Origin of the sequence: Enterobacter cloacae subsp. cloacae ATCC 13047 (genome assembly GCF_000025565.1) — a bacterium.
GTDB classification, from domain to species: Bacteria; Pseudomonadota; Gammaproteobacteria; order Enterobacterales; family Enterobacteriaceae; genus Enterobacter; species Enterobacter cloacae.
This window is the reverse complement of the sequence record NC_014121.1, coordinates 2199653-2221616: the sequence shown is the minus strand read 5'-3', so window position 1 is coordinate 2221616 and position 21964 is coordinate 2199653. Positions and strand designations below refer to the sequence as shown.

The window sequence follows — 21964 nt, the reverse complement described above, 5'->3', positions numbered from 1 at the left end:
GTATGACCGCATTGCGGTCAATGGCGGCCTGGCCTACTCTGGGAAAGTTAACCGTTATCAGGAGTAAAAGATGTCAACCCGTAACCCTTTTTTTGACATTAGCCTGCTGCCTTATCAGGCCCCGCGTTTTGATGAAATCAACGACAGCCACTATCGCCCGGCATTTGATGAGGCCATACGCCAGAAGCGGGCAGATATTGACGCCATCGTCGCGCAAACGGCAGCACCCGATTTCGATAATACGGTACTGGCGCTGGAGAAAAGCGGTGCCATGCTCGCGCGCGTCAGCAGTATTTTCTTTGCCATGACGTCGGCGCACACCAATGCCCGCTTACAGGAGCTGGAAGAACAGCTCTCAACCGAGCTGGCCGCGTTGGCCAATGATATCTGGCTCAACGACACGTTATTTTCCCGCGTGGAGAGCGTCTGGCAGGATCGTGAGGCGCTGGATGCTGAGTCCCGCCGACTGGTCGAGGTGACGCACCAGCGCTTCGTGCTGGCCGGGGCGCGACTGAACGACGCTGAAAAAGCTGAACTGAAAGACCTGAACACGCAAGTCGCCTCACTGATCAGCCAGTTCAACCAGCGACTGCTGGCCGCAGATAAGGCGGGCGGGCTGGTGGTGGATTATGTTCACCAGCTTGAGGGGTTAAGCGCAGAGGAGATCGCCACGGCTGCTCAGGCCGCCGCCGATAAAGGGCTGAAGGATCGCTGGCTAATCCCCCTCCTGAACACCACCCAACAACCTGCGCTTTCACTGCTTCGCAATCGACAGACCCGTGAAAACCTGTTCAACGCAGGCTGGCTGCGTACGCAGAAAGGCGATGAAAATGATACCCGCGAGTTGATCCTTCGTCTCACGGCATTGCGTGCACGCCAGGCGCAGCTTTTGGGCTTTGACGACTTTGCGAGCTGGAGCATCGCCGACCAGATGGCAAAAACGCCGGAGGCCGCACTGACCTTTATGCGTGGAATTGTCCCTGCGGCGCGCACCCGTGCGGTGCAGGAACAGGCCGATATCCAGAAAGTCATTGATGATGAGCAGGGCGGCTTCACCGTGCAGGCCTGGGACTGGGCCTTTTATGCCGAGCGTGTGCGTCAGGCGAAATATGCCCTGGATGAGTCGCAAATTAAGCCGTATTTTGCGCTCAATAACGTACTGCATGATGGCGTATTCTGGACGGCCAGCCAGCTGTTTGGCATCCGCTTCGTCGAGCGCTTCGATATTCCGGTGTATCACCCGGACGTCCGGGTGTGGGAAATTTTCGACCACACCGGAGAAGGCATGGCGCTGTTCTACGGCGATTTCTTCGCCCGCGATTCCAAACAGGGCGGAGCGTGGATGGGGAATTTCGTCGAGCAATCATATGAATTTGCCTCCCGTCCGGTTATCTACAACGTGTGTAACTATCAAAAACCCAGCCACGGAGGCGCCGCGCTGCTCTCCTGGGATGATGTAATAACCCTGTTCCACGAATTTGGTCATACGCTGCACGGCCTGTTTGCCAGTCAGCGCTACGCCACGCTGTCCGGGACCAATACCCCGCGTGATTTTGTTGAGTTCCCGTCGCAAATCAATGAGCACTGGGCCAGCCACCCGCAGGTATTTACCCACTATGCCCGCCATTACGAGACCGGCGAACCGATGCCGGACGCGCTGCGCGAAAGCATGCTCAACGCAACGCATTTCAACAAAGGCTATGACATGACGGAAACGCTCAGCGCCGCGCTGCTGGACATGAACTGGCACGGCATTCGTGAGGCCGTTTCGAGCGTAGAGGAATTTGAAAAAGCAGCGTTGGAAAAAGAGGGGCTGGATCTGCCCGCCGTACCGCCACGTTATCGCAGCAGCTACTTCGCGCATATTTTCGGCGGCGGCTATGCGGCAGGTTATTACGCCTACCTGTGGACGCAGATGCTGGCGGACGATGGCTATCAGTGGTTTGTCGAGCAGGGCGGTTTAACCCGCGAGAATGGGCAAAAATTCCGTGAGGCGATTCTGTCGCGCGGGAACAGCACGGATTTAGCAGAACTGTTCCGAAACTGGCGCGGGCACGATCCGAAGATTGAGCCTATGCTGGAGAATCGCGGGCTGAGCGAGTAGCGTCAATTTTGGCTTAAACAGGACCGGGCGGAAGCCCGGTTTTTTTGTCCAGTTTTACTCTTCAGAATACCTCTCATTTTTTCCTCATATGAATCCTTATATTCTGTAGACGTGAACACAAACACAATATTCATCAGTTTCGCTAACCCCTTATTAAACATTCTTATTATTGCAAAAACGAGTAAAATAAAGAATGACGCGCGGGATTTAACGGGTTATAAACTTTACCTCTCTTAACACTTTTATAACGTCATTGAGGTAAACCCGTGAAGCAGGTTGGCATTGTTGGTTGGCGCGGTATGGTTGGGTCAGTATTGCTGCAACGCATGCTCGAAGAAAATGATTTTAATGATATTGCAGCCAGTTTTTTTAGTACGTCTTCTGTTGGGGCACCTGGGCCTGTCATTAATGGTGTCCGTTCGGTACTTAAAGATGCGTATTCCCTGGATGCGCTGGCGGAAATGGATATCATCATTACCTGCCAGGGCGGTGAATATACAAAATCGATGTATCAATCATTAATTGATCATGGTTGGGAAGGTTACTGGATCGATGCCGCATCAGCGCTGCGAATGGACGAAAGAGCCTGTATCATCCTGGATCCTGTGAACCGTGAAAATATCGATGATTCCATCAAAAAGGGCGGTAAACTTTTTGTAGGCGGAAACTGTTCAATCACCTTAAGCCTGATGGGGCTCGCCGGTTTGATCAAGGCCGATCTCATTGAATGGATGAGCGTGATGACCTATCAGTCAGCTTCGGGGGCGGGTGCAAAGCATGTCCGCGAGTTGATCGCCCAAAGTGCATTTGTCACCCGAAACTTAACCCCCGATGAGCTGGAAAACGCAGGCTCGGTGCTTCCTCTGGTCAATAAAGTCAGCGAACTGATTAACAGCAGTGACTTGCCTGTTGAGAATTTTGGCGCGCCGCTGATGGGGAGCATCATTCCCTGGATTGATAGCGACCTGGGAGATGGCAATAGCCGCGAAGAGTGGAAGGGTGAAGCAGAAACAAATAAAATCCTTGGCCTGAAAAAAGGCACCATCCCGGTTAATGGTCTGTGCATTCGTGTTGGTGTAATCAGGTGCCATAGTGCGGCCATTACAATGAAACTCAAACGCGAAGTGGATGAAGCTGAATTTGCTAAAAGGGTAAGCGACGCTCACCCCTGGGTAAAATACGTCCCTAATAATAAAGAGGCCAGCGTCAGCCAGCTTACTCCCGCACATATTAGCGGCACGCTTAAGGTTGGCGTAGGGCGTTATAAACAAATGGCGCTAAATAATGAACCTGTTTATTCGGTATTGACCGTTGGGGATCAACTATTATGGGGGGCAGCGGAACCATTACGCCGCATGCTTAATATTTTGCTTAACAGAATATAATGGGTTTAGACCTGTTATTCATTATTAGCTGAAAACAGAACCGGGCGGACAGTCTGGTTTTTTATGCGCGTTTATGCGGAATAATTTGATCTGAGTTAAAAAAATAAACAATGTTTTGCTTAAGGAGGCTTCGCTATAAAAATTTGTGTTTTTTTGCCGATAACTGTGGATAGCACAAAAATGACGTAATAGCAGTTAAGAAGGCGAAGAATGACCATACCTCAGAAGACCCCTGGCTTTACGGATAGCGAGCATTCTAAAGGACTGATAAATAAAACGTTTACCTATATTGTTACCTTGTTGATAGGTATTTTTATCGCAGCGATAGTGTCATTGCTGATCATTAAAAACAATGTTAATAAAATCAGCGATAAACATGACGAGTTTTTGTTAAGGCAAGCATTAGACGCCCGCCAGGAAAACATGCGCAGCCATTTGAAAGATAATGCTGAGTGGGGAGATGCTTACAAACATCTTCATCAAAAAACTGACCTGAACTGGGCATGGGATAAGCAGAATCTGGGCAAGTCTCTGTATGATAACTTTGGCTACGAAGGCGTGTTTGTGTTGTCCCCGGAGGGAACCACCCGTTACAGCGTGCTTGACGGGAAACTGAAGCACGAAGAGCTGGAACGCTGGTTAGATCAATCCACCATAGACCATTTACTCAGTGAGACGGGCAGTAAAAATGGACTGCCGGTCTCCATGCTCACGCTTATCCATTCCGTCCCCGCCATAGTTTCTGCGGCATGGATAACGACGGGAGATGATACCAGCGTGCAGTCGTTGCCCGGTAAGCCATCAACCATGTTGTTTATCGACACCTTAACGGCTAAGAAACTGCTTGCGATTGGGCACGATGCAGGGATCGAAAACGTCCGCGCGGTCTCTTCTTACGCCCTTGCTGAGACAGACAGTCTGACAGCATTAACGTTACGTACCCAGAATGGCCCAGTCCACATTATCTGGGACACAGAGAACCCCGGCCAGGCATTGATCATTTATTTTTTACCCTTGCTCATTCTGTCTGTCCTTCTGACCCTCGTGCTGACGGCGATCCTGATGCGTCATATTTTGCATAAGGCAAAAATTCATGACGAAAATATTTTTCTCCTTGAGCAGGCTCGGTTAAATCTGATTACCAGTGAAAAACGCTTCAGGGATGTCAGTGAAACCACCAGTGACTGGTTCTGGGAAACGGATTTATCGTTAACGATCACCTGGCTATCAGGGCGTTTTACGACTGTCACGGGCTATGACGAGAGTCAGTGGCTGGGACGCAAGCTGGATGCGCTTTTTCCTTCGACAAACGGTTTATTAAATACGTGCGTCAGGCGGCGTGAGTTATCGGGGCGCTTTGAATTTAAGAACTGCCCGTACACTAACGCTCAACGGTCAACCTCGTACTGCACACTTCTGGCAAAATTCTCTGCTCAGCCTGATGGCACGGTGGTTTTACGGGGGGCGGCATCGGATGTTTCTCTGGAAGTGGAAGCCACCAAACGTGTTGAGTTTCTGTCACGCCATGACGAATTAACGGGCCTTCCCAACCGGTATCATATTAAGGAGTTCCTCACAGGACAGTTGGCTAAAGAGGATATCCACAATTCCCCCTTTGCCATGATTTGCCTTGATTTGGACAAGTTTAAACCCGTGAATGATATTTTCGGCCACTCAACGGGCGATGCCCTGCTTGGCGAGGTTGCCTTACGGCTTAAACAATGTGTTCGTCGCGGTGATTTTGTCGCACGACAGGGCGGGGACGAATTTATGCTGCTTCTCGACAACACCCGGCACCTGGACCACATAGAAGAAGTGTGTCATCGCATCGTGCAAGAACTCAACCGCCCGTTCACCATTGATGGCAATGATGTGACCATCGGCGTCAGCATGGGCATTGCTCTGGCTCCCCAGGACAGTACCAGTGCAAACGACCTTTTACGCTATGCTGATATTGCGCTTTATCAGGCTAAACAATCCGGTCGAAACCGATGGGTCTATTATCGTCAGGATATGTCGGAAAAGCTGACCGAGCGCAGAAAGCTGGAATTAGCGCTGAAGACCGCAATTCGGGAAGACCAGCTCTATCTGGTTTATCAGCCGCGTTATAACCTCAGACATTCTCGCATCGACGCCGTAGAAGCCCTGGTTCGCTGGCAGCATCCTGAACGCGGAAACATGATGCCCGATCAGTTTATTCCACTCGCTGAAGAAACGGGGCTCATCATCAACCTCAGCAACTGGGTCATTCGTAAGGCCTGTACAGAGACGCATGAAAAACTGCCGGGGCTTTCGGTTTCAGTCAATATTTCAGCCATTGAATTCCAGGCAAGCGATCTCGCCGAAAGAATAAAAGCTATTCTTGATGAAACCGGGCTTGAGCCTACCCGGCTGGAAATAGAGGTGACTGAAAATGTCACGCTCTCTAATCCAGAGAAAACGTTGCAGACCATGATGGCCCTGAAAAAAATGGGGGTGCGTATTCTGATTGATGATTTCGGTACCGGCTATGCCTCTCTGAGCTATCTGCGGAAGTTCCAGTTTGATGGCTTAAAGCTCGATAAAAGCTTTATTTTTTCTTTAGGGGATTCGACACAGAACCAGTCGGTGGTCGAGAAGATTATCGATCTGGGTAAAGCCTATTCCATGGAGGTCACCGCAGAAGGTGTCGAAACCGTAGAACAATTGTCGTTCCTGAAGAAAAATAAGTGTGACGAAGTCCAGGGATATTTACTCGGCAAACCGGCGGCGATTGCAGATTTAAATCTAAAAAACAACCACGTAATTTATTAAGGGTACTTGCTGCTTGCCTGGGCCTGCTGATCCGGTAGGACGGGTAAGCGCAGCGTTACCCGGCGTGCCTGTAATCAAATCGCGTAGTTTTCGCTCTGACGTCTGGCTGATAAACTCGGCTCAACGTTTTGATTTCCGGGCGAACTTGAGATTCAGGCCGCCGCTAACCGAGCCAGCCATCCCGACCAAAGGCAGAAAGTATGTCTCTTCGTTCACTGCGGGCGTTGTGCCTGACGAGTTTTTTTATCGCTGACGTCCGTGACGGTCTCGGTCCTTTTCTCGGTATCTTCCTGACGCAGCGGCACTGGACGCCGGATGACATCGGCTTGCTGATGACCGCCGGAGGTCTGGCAGGACTTCTGGCCACGCTGCCGGCGGGGTTCATCACCGACACCACCAAAAACAAACGTTCCGTTCTGGCGCTGCTCTGTTTACTGATCACCCTGAGTACGCTGCTGCTCTGGTTTAGCCAGCAGAGTGGCGTTGTCGCGCTCTCGCAAATTGTCACCGGGATCTGCGCGGCGTTCGTGGGGCCACTTATCACCGGGATCACTCTGGGGCTGACGGGGCAGAGCGGGTTTAGCGCGCAGATGGGCAAAAATGAGGCGTTCAATCACGGTGGGAATTTCCTCACGGCACTGATCGCCGGGGGCATTGCGTGGTACTGGGGCATTGGGGGCATCTTCCTGCTGATGACCTGTACAACGCTGTTAACGCTCTGTTCGCTGCTGGCGATACGCAACAAGGATATCGACAACGAGGCGGCGCGTGGCCTGAACGCGTCAGAACATCAGCCGGTGCCGGGTTTTGCGGTACTGATGAAAAACAGAGCCCTGTTCGTGACCGGGCTGACGCTGCTGTTGTTCCATCTGGCGAATGCGGCCCTGTTGCCGATGCTCAGCATGCGGGTCGCTGCCGCACCGGCCAGCGTTAATCCCGGCGTGTTTGCTGCGGCGACGGTGATTATTTCGCAGGCGGTGATGATCCCGGTGGCTATCTCGGCCTCCAGGCGAATCGAACGCTATGGCTACTGGCGTTTAATCATGCTGGCGCTGTTAATCATGCCGGTACGCGCGGCGCTGGCTGCGTCTACCGATGCACCGTTTATGATGATCCCGGTACAAATTCTTGATGGTCTTGCCGCCGGGATCCTGGGCGTGGTGGTGCCGTCATTTATCGTGGTGCTTTTGCGTGGGAGCGGGCACGTTAATGCCGGGCAGAGCGTGGTCATGCTGATGCAGGGGGTAGGCGCATCGATGAGCCCCGCGTTAACCGGGACGATCGCCGGACACTACTCTTTTGCGACGGCCTTCAGTGTGCTGAGCGCCATTGCCCTGGCGGCGGTCCTGCTCTGGTGGCGCTTCCCGAACCGGACCTGGCAGACCGATAACGCCCCGGACGGGGCGTAGCGTATGTGCCGGGCGCAACCGCCACCCGGCATGTCAGGCTTAGACTATCTCGTTAGGACACGCTTCGCCGTTTTCCAGCTGCTGTAAATTCCCCAGCGTGGTTTCGGAAATGCTGATCAGCGCCTCTGCGGTCAGGAACGCCTGGTGCCCGGTAAACAGCACGTTATGGCAGGCTGACAGGCGACGGAACACGTCGTCCTGAATGACGTCGTTAGACTTGTCTTCAAAGAACAGATCGCGTTCGTTCTCATACACGTCCATCCCCAGCGCGCCAATTTTCTGGGTTTTCAGTGCTTCAATTGCCGCCTGAGAGTCAATTAACCCGCCGCGGCTGGTGTTGATGATCATCACGCCGTCTTTCATCTGCTCAAACGCGGTCTGATTTAACAGGTGGTAGTTTTCCGGTGTGAGCGGGCAGTGCAGGGAGATCACGTCAGACTGGGAGAACAGGGTCGGGAGATCGACATATTCCACGCCCAGCTCCAGCGCGGCGGCGCTTGGGTACGGGTCAAACGCCAGCAGGCGCATACCAAAGCCTTTCAGAATGCGCAGGGCGGCCACGCCGATTTTACCGGTACCGATCACGCCTGCGGTTTTACCGTACATGGTAAAGCCGGTCAGTCCTTCCAGCGAGAAGTTCGCATCTCGGGTACGCTGATAAGCGCGGTGAATACGACGGTTCAGGGACATCATCATACCCACAGCATGTTCCGCGACCGCTTCCGGGGAGTAGGCCGGAACGCGAACCACCTTCAGACCCAGCTCTTTCGCCGCATCAAGATCGACGTTATTGAAGCCCGCGCAGCGCAGGGCGATATACTTTACGCCGTGCTTTTTCAGCTCTTCCAGTACCGGACGACTACCGTCATCGTTCACGAAGATGCAGACGCCTTCACAGCCGTGCGCCGTTTTAGCGGTTTTTTCGGTCAGCAGAAAGTCGAAAAATTCAAGATCGAACCCGTAAGCCTCGTTAACATGTTGCAGATACTTTTTGTCGTACTGCTTTGTGCTATATACCGCGAGTTTCATAAGACTTTCTCCAGTGATTTTACATCCACGTTAGCATGATTAAAATAATCTTACAATTTATAAAATATTATTTAAATCAATAAGTTCTATCAATTATTTTAGAGCATCTATTCTTAAAACTGGCATTTACTTCAACTAATTGACTAAACATGCGACAATGATCGGCACTGTCGGCTTAATTCTCTCGCTAAATCAGGATATTAACTGCCCATGAAGGGTAAATACAAAGCCGCGATTGCGCTCTTATTGCTGTTGATTTTATTGCCGCTGACGCTGCTGATGACGCTCGCCCAGTGGGTACCGACCCTCGCCGGTATCTGGTTGCCTGTCGGTACACGTATCGCCTTTGAGGAAAGCCCCAAACTGACCCGTCACGCGCTGGTGATCCCCAATCTGCGCTATCTGGTTGAGGATTGTGAGATTGCCAGGGTTGAAAACGCCACGCTGTCGCACCCCAGCCGCTGGAATCTGGACATTGGTGCGCTTGAACTTAACACGGTGTGCCTCAGTAAAATTCCCCAGTCAGCCCCCTCAACCGTTGCGCCAAAAACCCTGGCACAGTGGCAGTCGGTGCTGCCTAATACCTGGCTCACTATCCGCCGTCTTACCCTGTCTCCCTGGCAACAGTGGGAAGGGAAACTGCATGCCTCACTGACGCCTGCGGTACAGGCGGTGACCTACAACGGTGAGCAGGTCAGTTTCCAAGGGCAGCTACGCGGCCAGACTCTCTCGGTCAGTCAGCTTGATGTACAACTCCCCGGCCAGGTGCCGCCCGTAAAGCTGGTGGGTGAGTTTACCCTGCCGCTGGTGCCGGATGGCGTGCCGGTGAAAGGCCATGCGGTCGCAACTTTTAACGTGCCACAGCTCACCTCGCTGGTCGATGCCGATCTGGACTGGCAGGAGAATCAGGGGCAACTGCTGGTGATGGCGCGGGACAACCCCGATCCGCTGCTCGATTTACCGTGGCAGATCACGGCACAACAGCTGAATATCAGCGACGGACGCTGGAACTGGAACCTGTCCGGCATGCCGATGAGCGGCCGCGTGGGTCTCCGGGTGGATAACTGGCAGCAGGGGCTGGAAAAAGCCACCTTCACCGGACGCCTCAATGTTCTGACTCAGGGCGATGCCGGGAAGGGTAACGCTGTGCTGAATCTCGGGCCGGGCAGGCTCAGCCTGGAAAACAGCGACATGCCGCTTCACCTGAGCGGCGAGGCCAAACAGGACGATCTGGTGCTTTACGCCAGACTCCCGGCCAGACTGACCGGCAGCCTGAACGATCCGCAGCTTGCCTTTGAGCCGGGCGCGCTGCTGCGTTCGCGCGGGCGCATTATTGATTCACTGGATATCGACGAAATTCGCTGGCCGCTGGCGGGCGTGAAGCTCACGCAAAAGGGCGTGGATGGTCGTCTGCAGGCGATTCTGCGCGCCCATGAGAACGAGATGGGGGATTTTGAACTCCACCTGGACGGCCAGGCCAACGACTTTTTACCCGATAACGGCCTCTGGCAGTGGCGTTACTGGGGCAAAGGTGGCTTTACGCCAATGAACGCGCGCTGGGATGTGGCCGGAAAAGGCGAATGGCGCGACAAACTCATCGAGCTGACCGCGCTCTCAACCGGCTTTGACAAGCTGCAGTACGGCACCATGGAAGTCAGTAAACCGCGTCTGGTGCTGGATAAACCGGTACGCTGGGTTCGTGACCCTGTCACGCCGACATTTAGCGGTGCGCTGTCGCTCAATGCCGGAGAGACCCGTTTTGCGGGCGGCAGCGTGTTGCCCCCGTCGGTGCTGACCTTCAGCGTTGACGGAACAGACCCGACGATATTCCAGTTCAAAGGCGATCTGCATGCCGAGGCCATCGGCCCGGTGCAGGTCAACGGTCGCTGGGACGGGGAACGCCTTCGCGGTCAGGCCTGGTGGCCAAAACAATCCCTTACCGTGTTCCAGCCACTGATCCCGCCAGACTGGAAAATGACGCTGCGCGACGGTGAGCTCTATGCGCAGGTGGCGTTCTCTGCCGCTGCCGATCAGGGCTTTGAGGCTGGCGGCCACGGCGTGCTGAAATCCGGTAGTGCCTGGATGCCAGACAACCAGATCAACGGTGTGGATTTTGTGCTGCCGTTCCGTTTTAGCGAGGGTACCTGGTCGTTGGGCACGCGCGGCCCCGTTACGCTGCGCATTGGTGAAGTGGAAAACCTGGTGACCGCGCGCAACATCACCGCAGACCTGCAGGGTGACTACCCGTGGAGCGAGGAAAACCCGCTGCTGCTGACCAACGTCAAGGTGGAGACCCTCGGCGGGAAAATCACCATGCAGCAGCTCAGAATGCCGCAGCATGACCCGGCGCTGCTGCGCGTGGACAATATCTCCTCCAGCGAGCTGATCAGCGCCATTAATCCGAAGCAGTTTGCCCTGTCTGGCCCGGTAAGCGGGGCACTACCGTTCTGGCTGGACAATGAAAAATGGATCATTAAAGATGGCTGGCTAACCAACCCGGGGCCGATGACGCTGCGTATTGATAAAGACACCGCTGATGCCATCGTCAACGATAATATGGTTGCAGGAGCAGCGATTAACTGGCTCCGCTATATGGAAATTTCACAGTCGTGGACAAGACTCAATTTAGATAATCTGGGTGAATTAACCATGCAGGCGACCCTCAAAGGCACCAGTCGGGTTGATGGCAAAAGCAGCTCCGTGAATCTTAACTACACCCATGACGAGAACGTCTTTACTCTCTGGCGTAGCCTGCGCTTTGGAGACAATCTACAAACCTGGTTTGAGCAACACGCGGCGCTACCTGGTATCCGCAGTTCGACTGGCAAGGAAAGTGAGGAACAACAATGAAAATGAGGGCTGGTGTACTCACCGTCGCCGTTGCCGCGCTCTTGACCGGCTGTACGCCGCGCATTGAAGTCGCTGCGCCGAAGGAGCCGATCACCATCAATATGAACGTCAAAATCGAACATGAGATCCACATTAAAGTTGATAAAGACGTTGAAACCCTGCTGAAATCGCGCAGCGATCTGTTCTGAGGACGCCATGAAACGATTAGCTCTGATGTTACTGGCGCTGGGCATGAACGTGCAGGCGGCAACCCTGACCTTAAACGAGGCCCGGGCGCAGGGGCGTGTCGGGGAAACCCTGAGCGGGTATCTTGCCCCGGTGAAACAAGACCCCGAAACGCTGGCGCTGGTGAGCCGCATCAACGCGGCGCGTACGGAAAGCTACCAGAAGCTGGCGGACAGCAATAACCTGCCGGTTGATGAAGTGGCGAAGATGGCCGGGCAAAAGCTGGTGGCCCGCGCGCAGCCGGGAGAATACGTGAAGGGCATTAACGGAAAATGGCTGAAGAAGTAATCAGCGAAAGCGCTTGCGGTACTCGCCCGGTGAGACGCCAAAACGCTGCTTAAACGCCGTTGAAAAATGGCTATGGTCGGCAAATCCCCAGCTGTAGCCAATTCCCGCCAGCTTTTCCTCGTCGCTGGCGGAGCGCAACACCTGCGCGCACAGATCCAGCCGACGATTTTTGATGTACTGCGCTACCACCAGCCCCTTATCGGCAAACATGCGGTACAGGCTGCGCACCGACATGCCGCTCTCTGCGGCAATCCATTCCGGACGCAGGGATTCCGACTGAATATGGTCATCAATCAGTGACAGAACGTTCATGAACTGGCGCTCCTTACGCGGCTGCACCGCGTCGCGCTGCTGAAACGCCGGGCGGAGCAGGCAGATCATCGCTTCCAGCGCGGCTTCGCTCTCCCGGTCACTCAGGTTGGCATTTCCCATGCTCTCCAGCAGCAGGCGATGGCTTAGCTGTACGGTTGGCAGCGAGCGGGAGAGCGCGAGGGCGCAGCTTACCTCCTGAAAACGACACTGCTGCTCAATAATCTGACGGGGAACCAGCAGGGAAATCTGACGGGATTTTTGCTGCCAGTTGATGGAGCAGGGACGAGCGGCATCAAGAAGCGTAATGTCGCCGGCGTTCAGCACCGCGCGGCGATCGTCCTGCTCAATCTGCGCGCTGCCTTCAAGCTGGAACACGGTATAAAACCAGGCATCATTGCTCTGGGCGATCTCCTGACGGGAGCGGAACAAATTAACCCCGCCTGCGGTGACGGTACTTAACTTCAGGCTTCGGGCGTAGCTGGTTTCCAGCTCGCCGAAGAATTCCCCCTCTAAAGGACGCGCGTTAAAGCGCCCGCAGACATGGTTAATTTGCGCCAGCCACTGCTGATACCGTTCCTGTTCGCTTACACATGCCATCGTTTATCTCGCTGCGCCATCAATGTTTTCGCATTGTTGCATTTGTGTTGCGTTTTGTCAGAATCATGAGGCTGACTATAGGAAAGAACACTCACCGGTAACAGCGTTATAAGGCGGAATTATCACGAATTGCGGCACCTGTCACAGGTGGCAAAGCGAATGTCACACAGACAAAAGCGGGAATGCGAAAGGCCTCTTAGACTGCAGTAACACCCTGCGAATAATAACGAAGGAGTACCCTATGTCTGAATCACAGGTCGCCATCCAGCCAGGCGTACAGCAGTTTCTGGACCGACATCACGGGCTGTGGATTGAGGGGCGGCAGGCCGCGTCGGAGAGTGAAAAACGGTTGAATATTTATAACCCTGCCACCGGGGAGGTTATCGCCTCTACGGCAGATGCCAGCGTCGATGATGTCGACCGCGCGGTGATGTCCGGCTGGCGAGCCTTTGTCGCCCGCAACTGGGCCGGGAAATTACCGGCAGAGCGCGAGCGCATCCTGCTGCGCTTTGCCGACCTGGTGGAGCAGCACAGCGAGGAGCTGGCCCAGCTTGAAACGCTGGAGCAGGGCAAATCCATTAATATTTCCCGTCTCTTTGAAGTGGGTTGCACCCTGAACTGGATGCGCTATACCGCCGGGCTGACCACCAAAATAACCGGCAAAACCCTCGATCTCTCCATTCCCTTGCCGCAAGGCGCACGCTATCAGGCGTGGACGCGTAAAGAGCCGGTGGGCGTGGTGGCCGGGATTGTGCCGTGGAACTTCCCGCTGATGATCGGCATGTGGAAAGTGATGCCTGCGCTGGCAGCGGGTTGCTCTATCGTCATTAAGCCGTCAGAAACCACGCCGTTGACCATGCTGCGGGTGGCGGAACTGGCGAGCGAAGCCGGTATCCCTGACGGTGTGTTTAACGTGGTGACCGGAAGCGGCGCGGTGTGCGGTGCCGCGCTGACCTCGCATCCGCATATTGCCAAAGTGAGCTTCACCGGCTCCACGGCGACGGGGAAACAGATTGCCCGCGCGGCGGCGGACACGCTGACCGGCGTGACGCTGGAGCTGGGCGGCAAAAACCCGGCCATCGTGCTGAAAGACGCCGATCCGGCGTGGGTGATTGAGGGGTTGATGACCGGCAGCTTCCTTAATCAGGGCCAGGTCTGCGCCGCGAGCTCGCGTATCTATATAGAAGCGCCGCTTTTTGACACGCTGGTCAGCGGGTTTGAGCAGGCGGTGAAATCCCTGAGCGTGGGGCCGGGCATGTCGCCGGAGGCGTTTATCAACCCGCTGGTGTCCCGCGCTCACTGCGACAAGGTGCAGACCTTCCTGGATGAAGCAAAATCGCGCAATGCAGAGCTGATCACCGGTAACCGTGGCCCGGACGGCAAAGGGTATTACATCTCGCCGACGCTGGTGGTCAACCCGGATCCGGGACTCCGGCTGACCCGCGAAGAGGTGTTCGGCCCGGTGGTCAACCTGGTACGCGTAGCCGATGGCGAAGAGGCGCTAACCCTTGCCAACGATACCGAATATGGCCTGACCGCCAGCGTCTGGACGCAGAATATCAGTAAGGCGCTGGAGTATACCGACAGATTGCAGGCGGGCACCGTCTGGGTGAACAGCCATACGCTGATTGACGCCAACCTGCCGTTCGGCGGCATGAAGCAGTCCGGCACCGGACGCGACTTCGGCCCGGACTGGCTGGACGGCTGGTGTGAAACCAAATCGGTGTGCGTGCGCTATTAATAAAAGCAAAAGGCAACCGGGAGGTTGCCTTTTTAGTGTTTGTTCCCTCTCCCACGGGAGAGGGTCAGGGTGAGGGCATCAGGCCGCACCGGGCGAGTTTTACAACGACCACCGATCCCGCCCGGCCTCTTTCGCGCGGTACAGCGCCGCATCGGCGCGGGCGATCAGTTCCGGGCCCGCCAGGCCCGGCGCAATTCCTGCAATCCCCATGCTGACGGTCACATGCTCACTGACTTTGGACGCACCGTGCGGTATCGCCGCCGCGCGCAGGCCGTCCTGAATTCGGCGGGCAACCTGCTGTGCAACGTTCTCCGGACAATTAAACAGGATCACCACAAATTCTTCTCCGCCGTAGCGTGACACCACATCGTCCGGGGTGCGCACGGCCTGCTTCAGCACCTGCGCCACGCGTGTCAGACAGTCGTCACCGGCCTGATGTCCGTAGGTATCGTTGTAAAGCTTGAAATAATCGATATCCAGCATGATCAGCGAGAAGGCTTTATTCTGCTCAACGGCATTCTCCAGCACCACTTCCATCATCCGGCGATTGGCGGTTTTGGTGAGGGGATCCTGGTGTGCCAGCGCATCTAGCCTGGAGATTAACAGCTGGTTTTGCTGATTCCGCCGCCAGGCCTCGTCAAACCAGCTTAACAGGATAAACCGCCCGCAAAGCATAATCAGCGTGAATACGCTCCAGATGGTGACAAAGCGAATATTAAGGCCATCATTCAGCACCCAGCTGGCGACCGGCAAGGTGAGCCAGAGCGGGAGCACAAACGAGAGTAATCCCTCCGGGTAAAAATAGAGTGCCGTCAAACCGGAGAGCAATAAAATCACGCACAGCGGCCAGACGTGGGGAAGGTGCAGGGCGGTAATGAACCAGTAACTGCACATCGACCAGAAGGCACTGCAGACAAACAGCACTACGCTTATCCCGGCGATACGGCGCCAGGCCATCAGAATTAATGCAGCGGACAGTATAATAATGCCCAGCATTGAGGCATCGACAATCCGGGTCAGGTGTTGTGAACCGGGGTACAGCACCGCGCTGTTTTCCAGCAGGATGTGGCGCAGCAGGATCATCAGGGCAAAGCTGGCCAGCCAGGGCAGGTTCATCGCCAGCCCGTGATGCACCATGGCCTGACGTGTAGGCCAGGTGGCTCGTTCGGGGGGGAGGTTTTTTCTTTTTTCCATTTATGATGTTTACCCCGTCCAGGGAGAAAGAGAAATAAAAGCGGGCGGATAAACCGCCCGTAAATCCGCGACGTTACGGCGTCACAATATTAAACCAGAAATCAAACTTATCCATGTAGCCAAGCATGGCATCAAGTTTGGCACTGTCACCGCTGATTTTGACATCGCCACTGTCCTGCGCCTGTTTCAGCGTGATCTCCTTGAGGATGATCTTGTTAAGCGTGTCTCTGTTCAGCGTGAGCGTCGCATCGGCGTCTTTCGCTTCGGCATTGGCCGTGTGATTCAACACGCCGTTTTCCAGCTCAAGTTTATATTTACCGCCATCGCTGCCCAGATCGATATTAAATACCGATTTTGCGTCCCCGGCTTTTTGACCATTAATATGCACAGCCAGATAGTCGAAGAACATTTCCGGCGTCATCGCCCGAACGGTATCAGGGCTTGCCGTGTTTGGCGTTGGGCCTTTCACGACGCCGTTACGCAGCTCCTGCGCACCGGTGAGGTAGAAGTTACGCCACGGCCCGGATTCAGCCTGATAGCCGAGCTGCTCCAGCGCATCCGCTTCCAGGTTACGCGCGGCCTGGTTGTTCGGATCGGCAAAGACCACTTTACTGACCACCTGTGCCACCCAGCGGTAGTTGCCCTGGTCGTAGTCGGTTTTGGCTTTACTCAGAATGGCGTCAGCGCCTCCCATGTACTCCACGAATTTCTTCGCGGCATCAACAGGAGGAAGCTCATCAAGCGTTGCCGGGTTGCCGTCAAACCAGCCCAGATAGAGGACATAGGTGGCTTTTACGTCGTGACTGACTGAACCATAGTAGCCCCGGTTAGCCCAGGTATGGGCCAGCGAGTCAGGGAGGGTGAAATTCGCGGCAATTTCATCGCGCGTCAGACCTTCGTTCGCCATGCGCAGCGTCTGATCGTTAATGTAACGGTAAAGATCGCGCTGACTCTTCAGCAGCTTGACCACATTGTCGTTGCCCCAGGTTGGCCAGTGGTGCTGCGCCATGATGATCTCTGCTTTGTCACCCCAGCGGACAATTGCCTGGTTGATATACTTCGACCAGGGCAGTGGTTCACGGATTTTTGCGCCGCGCAGCGAATAGGTATTATGCAGCGTGTGAGTGACATCCTCGGCAGATTCAATGACCTTTTTCTCTTCGATATACCAGAGCATCTCTGAAGGCGCTTCTGAGCCCGGTGCCAGCATAAAATCATAGGTCAGCCCGTCGATGACCTCTTTCTGACCATCTTTCTCAATGATGTTGGTCGGTGCGATCAGGGTAACGGTACCGGCAGAGGTCGTGGTACCCAGCCCCGCACCAACCTGTCCTTTGGCATCGGGTTTCAGCAGGTTGCCGTACATGTAACTGGCGCGACGGCTCATGACGTTGCCCGCCATGATATTTTCAGCCACAGCGGCTTCCATAAACCCGGACGGGGCATAGACTTTCACTTTCCCGGATTTCACGTCAGCTTCATCCACCACGCCGCGAACGCCGCCGTAATGATCCACATGGCTGTGGGTATAGATGATGGCGACCACCGGCTTTTTACCCCGGTTTTTGTAATACAGATCCATGCCGACTTTTGCGGTCTCTGCTGATACCAGCGGATCGACCACGGTAATTCCTTCTTTACCTTCGATAATCGTCATATTCGACAGATCGAGGTTGCGGATCTGATATACCCCGTCGGTCACTTCGAACAGACCACTGATATTAATCAGCTGAGATTGACGCCATAAACTGGGATTAACGGAATCCGGTGCTTTATCACCCTCTTTAATAAAGGCGTACTGTTGCGGATCCCAGATAACATTCCCTTGCTCCCCTTTGATAATCTCCTGCGGCAGTGGGGCAATAAACCCTTTATGTGCATTGGTGAAGTCGGTGTTATCGGAGAAAGGGAGTTGGTTGAAAAGGGCATTATTCGCCTGTTGCGTCGCCGCGGTCGCGTCCTTTGGAGCTTCGGCGGCATAAGAGGGACTGACGGAAACGAGAAGCCCAGCCAGAGCAAGACTTCTGACAATCAAATTCAATTTCATCTAAAACCTCTCAGAGAAAGTACTACGTTACGGTGATTAAACGTCGTGTCCTGGCTGAAAATGTTTGAAAAGATGTCATTAGAATGAGTGGTTAAATAACTATAATCAGGCTGAGAGATTCGGCAAATAAATGAATAAAAAACCGGGCATTACGCCCGGTCGGTGATTATTTCTGTTCGTCTTTTTTTCTGCCAAGCGTTGGCGTTTCGTCAAAGAAGTTCCACGGCTTAAGCAATGTATGCACCCATTCCGTTGGCATGATGGGCCACTCTTCCGCGCGGGCAACATGCGTGGTTCCGGTGGTCATCCAGACCACATCGTCCTGATTAGTGAGTGACTCATTGTCTTTGCTGTACTGACCCAGCCCCGTATCGTGCGTGGAGCGGTTCGGGAATTTCCCTTCCGGGTACATTTCGTCAGGATGGTAACGCGTCACCCACAGCTGTTTATCCATAAAGCTCAGGCGATGGTAGATCCACTCGTCCGGTGCAAACTTCGCGCCCGTGGCTACCGGGTGCGTGCCGCCCGCGTATGGGATGATCTGGTACGAGACCGGGTTCCCCATACGGTTCTCTTTGCGGGTGTTGCTCAGCAGGCGAATGGTACCCGGATCGAATTTCTGCGCCGCCTGCTGTTCGCTATCGATATCGTACTGATTGACCTGCATGGTACTGGTACGCGGGCCGCCGGCCGTGTTCGGTTTCACCTGCGGATCCATCGCCACCAGTTTATTGTCGATGCCATCCACATCCATATCGAGACGGAAGTTATAGATGTGCTGGTGGGTGGTACCGACGATGTTGTGATCGATTAAGGTGCCGTATCGGGTGTCGTCTTTGGCGCTGGCGTCATGCATCGTTTTGGCCTGCACGCCTTTCACGGCTTTAATCCCGGTGGCTCCGGCATCAATGCCGATGGTGCCGTTTTCGTGGAATACCCAGTCGAAGATGTAATCGTAGTTGCCAACGGTGCTTACCCAGCGCACCACCAGCTCACGGCGTTCGGTGCTGACGTTTGGCTTGCCCATCTCCTGATGCTTATATTCAGGCCCGGCGTAGCGCTCGAAAATGGCGATGGCACGTGGGATCTCCATCGGCGTACCGGTGTAATCCGGGATGGTTTCATTAAGCATCACGGCGTTGGACGGCACATCTTTGCCGCGCACCAGCGGGGAGGTCAGGGTGCCCATGCCATAGTCGCCCGAATCGAGATAGGCTTTAAAGTACCAGCCCACATCCGGATCGCCGTAAGGGACGATCATCCCGCCCAGGGAGCCCTGATACATGACCTGGCGTTTCTTACCGTTGTCGTTGTACGTGACGGTCGAGATCATCGGCCCAACGCGGGAGTCCAGGCTCAGGTGGAAATCCCAGTTCTGCCAGTGCACCATGTCGCCGGTAATGGTGTAGTTCTTGCCTTCCGGTTCGATGATCTCAAGCGGTTTTTTCGGCGTTTCGATGCGGTCACGGCCATCATACGGACGCGGAGTCATGGGCACCGGAACAACCGCGCCTTCTTCAATTTTCTGGATCTTCTTCTGTTCGAGATCAACCACCGCCACCAGATTCTCAATCGGGTGTGCCCAGTAGTTACCGTCGCCCACATCCAGATAGCTCACCACTTTCAGCAGACGGTCTTCCTGCTTCAGGCCGTCTTTGCCGTCAAAATAGCCGACGGTCAGCGGGGTCGTGATCACGTTCTTCGTATCGCTGATGCCGCGTTTTTTCAGCACCTCAGCAAATTCCGGGCTCTCGTTGATGATTTGCTGCACGGTGGCGAAATCATCCAGCAGCACCATGCCGTGCGCATCCTTTACGGCCTCCCAGCGCAGGATTTTCTTATTCTTCAGATCCACACGACTTTCGATGACGTGTTTGCCGTCCAGCATGGTGATATTCGCCTGACGCGGGGCATCCACCGCCGTGCCGTTCAGCACAAAGTCCCACACTTTGGCTTTCTCGGGCTCGGCCAGGGCAATCTGGGTGAAGCGGGTGTTCGGTTTAAAATCCTTTGAGGCTTTGACGATGGCCACGGCTTGCTTAATCTCATCCGCCGTTAACGCATTTAGCGGATGGGGGCGTTTCTCAACCTGGAACGTCTGGTCGAGGCCGGACTGGAAGACATCATTGATAAAGGTGTCAGAGATAAAGGCTTTATTGTCTTTCATCACCACCGGCACCGACAGCGCAAGGGGTTTGCCATTAACGATGGCGGTGTTAGCGCCTGGCTTAACCTTTACGAACGCACCGTCTTTCGCAATGGTGAACATCTGTGCGTAATCATCCCATTGTACCTCTGCGCCAAAATCAGCCAGCGTTTTGTCCATTGGGACCATATGCGCCTCACTGCCGTGAGCGAAAACGGGAGATTGCCAGGCACAGCAGAGCGCAACGGCCAGAGCCAGTGCCGTTCTACGGGCAGAAAATGAAGAATTGCTTCTCATCGTAGACCTCATCTTGTTGTGTTTATTGTGTTGTGAGTCTTATCCTGACAGGCGCGTGAAAAAAGCGTTTGCCTGCATCTGCCAGGTTATTTGTCAGTCTTGCCAGGTTAGAAAAGTGCGGCGATAAATCACATCCCCGGTAAATAGCGTTGATGATCAGTAAGGTGATCTATCGAGATGTATATGTACGTCGTACCCAACCGTGTTGAACGAGTAAACATTGCCACGAACGTGGAGATAAATTTCACCGTCTTTTACGGTCGCGGTGGCTTTATCATCATTGGTGACCATAACAGGCTTAATGTCCTTAATATGAGACATAAACGCTTCGGGGCTTTTTCTCGCATCATAGAGATAAAAGTGAAACGTATCTTTGGATAATGAACTTGCCTCTACCCGCGTGATATACAAATTTAATTGCTCATTAACCCTCATTTTTCCCTGCAGGTTTTCATACACGGTGATAAGATCGCGAAAAGGGTACAAGATGAAGCCCAGGAGAATGACAACCATCACCCCGACTCGCCAGTTAAAAACCCGACCGTCGCGCATAATCTATTCCTGCTCTTATCCATAATTGGTCAACCGGGTCATCACCATATGCAAAGGCATCCTGGTATTTGGCAAATTCTACCGGATCGCTTGTTCCAGCAAGGATCTGCGCAGCACCTGCACCCCTAAGTAACACACCATCAGGTATGCCCGCTGCCGCGCCCACGGCACCGAAATGGAAATTTCCAAAGTTGGCATACTGGGCACGGCCTTGCTTAAAATCCCATGGACCATGGTTTCTCACCATTTGATAAAACCATACGTAAGTCATCAATGAGGCACCGCCATGAAATCGGGCTATTACCATATGGCTTACAACATCAACCCCTGGTGGTGAAAAAGAAGAGATATCGTACGGCGTGGAATATAAAGGAGTACGCATAATTAACGCTCTGCCCAGCTATCTGCGAAACGCAAATTACCGTCGCAATACGTCCAGGTAATCTTGTCGTAGCGCAGCTCCACAACTTCAAGATGATTGTGTTTTTCTTTCGTTTGATCCTTCGTGTCATGCATTAAGGGCGTAACGGAAACGACGCGAATATTATCGAGATGCATATTGTAATATTCCACTTCCTGTCCGGCATCGTTTATGCGATACCATTTGAATTCCGCCGTTTTTAGTGTTTGCCCAGTCGCAACAGCTTTCATCAGATAAGGGGAAGAGGAATCAATCTCCTTTTGAAAAACGATGGGGGCATGGTTACGTTTACCAGTGATTTTTCCCGTTAAAGCATCTGTTGGCAGCCGGAGGTTATGCGTAAAGCCAGTAACTTCTATGCTCCCTTCACGATCATGAACATCTACCGAGCCGGTGATTTTTGCACCGCCGTCGTCAGTTAAGAAAAGATATACAGGAATTGCCATAGTCTACTCATCATCCATGTAATTTAGTTGGGGGAAAATTCCCGCAAGGGATAATAACCATGCTAAGTATGTGGTCAATTTTCTTAATGTTTCTGGATGTAAATTAGCCAGGCTATGCGGACTGGATG

16 protein-coding genes are annotated in these 21964 nt (G+C 53.9%); 8 read left to right on the top strand and 8 right to left on the bottom strand.

Features of this window, described 5'->3' with window-relative positions:
• The first annotated feature begins 70 nt into the window (after window positions 1-70).
• The 4 genes from dcp to ECL_RS10650 all read left to right on the top strand — a co-directional run bounded on the left by dcp (window position 71) and on the right by ECL_RS10650 (window position 7691).
• Window positions 71-2104, top strand: coding sequence for a peptidyl-dipeptidase Dcp (gene dcp / locus ECL_RS10665; protein WP_013096778.1), 2034 nt, complete (start codon window positions 71-73; stop codon window positions 2102-2104).
• Between the two features lie 266 nt (window positions 2105-2370).
• On the top strand, window positions 2371-3489 hold the full coding sequence (gene asd / locus ECL_RS10660; RefSeq protein WP_013096776.1) for an aspartate-semialdehyde dehydrogenase: 1119 nt from the start codon (window positions 2371-2373) through the stop codon (window positions 3487-3489).
• 210 nt (window positions 3490-3699) lie between these two features.
• A complete protein-coding gene (locus tag ECL_RS10655) occupies window positions 3700-6282 on the top strand; it encodes a bifunctional diguanylate cyclase/phosphodiesterase (protein WP_013096775.1) in 2583 nt (860 codons plus the stop codon).
• A 200-nt stretch (window positions 6283-6482) separates the two neighbouring features.
• A complete protein-coding gene (locus tag ECL_RS10650; RefSeq protein ID WP_013096774.1) occupies window positions 6483-7691 on the top strand; it encodes an MFS transporter in 1209 nt (402 codons plus the stop codon).
• 39 nt (window positions 7692-7730) lie between these two features.
• On the opposite strand, the gene ECL_RS10645 is transcribed toward ECL_RS10650, so the two are convergent.
• Complete coding sequence (locus tag ECL_RS10645) at window positions 7731-8720, bottom strand: 2-hydroxyacid dehydrogenase (RefSeq protein ID WP_013096773.1); 990 nt, start codon at window positions 8718-8720, stop codon at window positions 7731-7733.
• Between the two features lie 210 nt (window positions 8721-8930).
• Here ECL_RS10645 and ECL_RS10640 point away from each other — a divergent pair, with 210 nt between their 5' ends.
• From ECL_RS10640 to ECL_RS10630, 3 genes are read left to right on the top strand one after another with little or no spacing between them, the layout of a single operon-like run.
• Window positions 8931-11570, top strand: a complete 2640-nt coding sequence (locus ECL_RS10640; protein WP_013096772.1) for a YdbH family protein — start codon at window positions 8931-8933, stop codon at window positions 11568-11570.
• Complete coding sequence (locus ECL_RS10635) at window positions 11567-11758, top strand: YnbE family lipoprotein (protein ID WP_020688201.1); 192 nt, start codon at window positions 11567-11569, stop codon at window positions 11756-11758. The genes ECL_RS10640 and ECL_RS10635 overlap by 4 nt, the downstream gene beginning before the upstream one ends.
• A 7-nt stretch (window positions 11759-11765) precedes the next feature.
• Window positions 11766-12083 (top strand): YdbL family probable chaperone protein, encoded by a 318-nt coding sequence (locus ECL_RS10630; protein ID WP_028028066.1) that lies wholly within the window; start codon window positions 11766-11768, stop codon window positions 12081-12083.
• On the opposite strand, the gene feaR is transcribed toward ECL_RS10630, so the two are convergent.
• Window positions 12084-12992, bottom strand: a complete 909-nt coding sequence (feaR, locus tag ECL_RS10625) for a transcriptional regulator FeaR (RefSeq protein ID WP_013096769.1) — start codon at window positions 12990-12992, stop codon at window positions 12084-12086.
• Window positions 12993-13233: 241 nt separating this feature from the next.
• Here feaR and ECL_RS10620 point away from each other — a divergent pair, with 241 nt between their 5' ends.
• Window positions 13234-14733, top strand: a complete 1500-nt coding sequence (locus ECL_RS10620; RefSeq protein WP_013096768.1) for an aldehyde dehydrogenase family protein — start codon at window positions 13234-13236, stop codon at window positions 14731-14733.
• A gap of 99 nt (window positions 14734-14832) precedes the next feature.
• Here the strand turns inward: ECL_RS10620 and ECL_RS10615 are convergent, their stop codons facing one another.
• The 6 genes from ECL_RS10615 to ECL_RS10590 form a co-directional block, all read right to left on the bottom strand.
• Complete coding sequence (locus tag ECL_RS10615; RefSeq protein ID WP_013096767.1) at window positions 14833-15927, bottom strand: GGDEF domain-containing protein; 1095 nt, start codon at window positions 15925-15927, stop codon at window positions 14833-14835.
• A 73-nt stretch (window positions 15928-16000) separates the two neighbouring features.
• On the bottom strand, window positions 16001-17974 hold the full coding sequence (locus ECL_RS10610) for an alkyl/aryl-sulfatase (RefSeq protein WP_013096766.1): 1974 nt from the start codon (window positions 17972-17974) through the stop codon (window positions 16001-16003).
• A gap of 166 nt (window positions 17975-18140) precedes the next feature.
• Window positions 18141-20417, bottom strand: coding sequence for a primary-amine oxidase (gene tynA / locus ECL_RS10605; RefSeq protein ID WP_044158511.1), 2277 nt, complete (start codon window positions 20415-20417; stop codon window positions 18141-18143).
• 156 nt (window positions 20418-20573) lie between these two features.
• Complete coding sequence (locus ECL_RS10600; RefSeq protein WP_013096764.1) at window positions 20574-20969, bottom strand: hypothetical protein; 396 nt, start codon at window positions 20967-20969, stop codon at window positions 20574-20576.
• Window positions 20947-21351, bottom strand: coding sequence for a polymorphic toxin type 44 domain-containing protein (locus tag ECL_RS10595; RefSeq protein WP_072036484.1), 405 nt, complete (start codon window positions 21349-21351; stop codon window positions 20947-20949). Before ECL_RS10595 ends, ECL_RS10600 begins: the two co-directional genes overlap by 23 nt.
• A gap of 2 nt (window positions 21352-21353) precedes the next feature.
• Window positions 21354-21836 (bottom strand): Hcp family type VI secretion system effector, encoded by a 483-nt coding sequence (locus ECL_RS10590; protein ID WP_013096763.1) that lies wholly within the window; start codon window positions 21834-21836, stop codon window positions 21354-21356.
• Window positions 21837-21964: the final 128 nt, after the last annotated feature.

Bases quoted from the DNA above. Each gene is read 5' to 3' on its own strand.
- dcp (WP_013096778.1), top strand. From the start codon at position 71: ATGTCAACCCGTAACCCTTTTTTTGACATTAGCCTGCTGCCTTATCAG.
- ECL_RS10655 (WP_013096775.1), top strand. From the start codon at position 3,700: ATGACCATACCTCAGAAGACCCCTGGCTTTACGGATAGCGAGCATTCT.
- ECL_RS10650 (WP_013096774.1), top strand. From the start codon at position 6,483: ATGTCTCTTCGTTCACTGCGGGCGTTGTGCCTGACGAGTTTTTTTATC.
- ECL_RS10645 (WP_013096773.1), bottom strand. From the start codon at position 8,720: ATGAAACTCGCGGTATATAGCACAAAGCAGTACGACAAAAAGTATCTG.
- ECL_RS10640 (WP_013096772.1), top strand. From the start codon at position 8,931: ATGAAGGGTAAATACAAAGCCGCGATTGCGCTCTTATTGCTGTTGATT.
- ECL_RS10635 (WP_020688201.1), top strand. From the start codon at position 11,567: ATGAAAATGAGGGCTGGTGTACTCACCGTCGCCGTTGCCGCGCTCTTG.
- ECL_RS10630 (WP_028028066.1), top strand. From the start codon at position 11,766: ATGAAACGATTAGCTCTGATGTTACTGGCGCTGGGCATGAACGTGCAG.
- feaR (WP_013096769.1), bottom strand. From the start codon at position 12,992: ATGGCATGTGTAAGCGAACAGGAACGGTATCAGCAGTGGCTGGCGCAA.
- ECL_RS10620 (WP_013096768.1), top strand. From the start codon at position 13,234: ATGTCTGAATCACAGGTCGCCATCCAGCCAGGCGTACAGCAGTTTCTG.
- ECL_RS10615 (WP_013096767.1), bottom strand. From the start codon at position 15,927: ATGGAAAAAAGAAAAAACCTCCCCCCCGAACGAGCCACCTGGCCTACA.
- ECL_RS10610 (WP_013096766.1), bottom strand. From the start codon at position 17,974: ATGAAATTGAATTTGATTGTCAGAAGTCTTGCTCTGGCTGGGCTTCTC.
- tynA (WP_044158511.1), bottom strand. From the start codon at position 20,417: ATGAGAAGCAATTCTTCATTTTCTGCCCGTAGAACGGCACTGGCTCTG.
- ECL_RS10600 (WP_013096764.1), bottom strand. From the start codon at position 20,969: ATGCGCGACGGTCGGGTTTTTAACTGGCGAGTCGGGGTGATGGTTGTC.
- ECL_RS10595 (WP_072036484.1), bottom strand. From the start codon at position 21,351: ATGCGTACTCCTTTATATTCCACGCCGTACGATATCTCTTCTTTTTCA.
- ECL_RS10590 (WP_013096763.1), bottom strand. From the start codon at position 21,836: ATGGCAATTCCTGTATATCTTTTCTTAACTGACGACGGCGGTGCAAAA.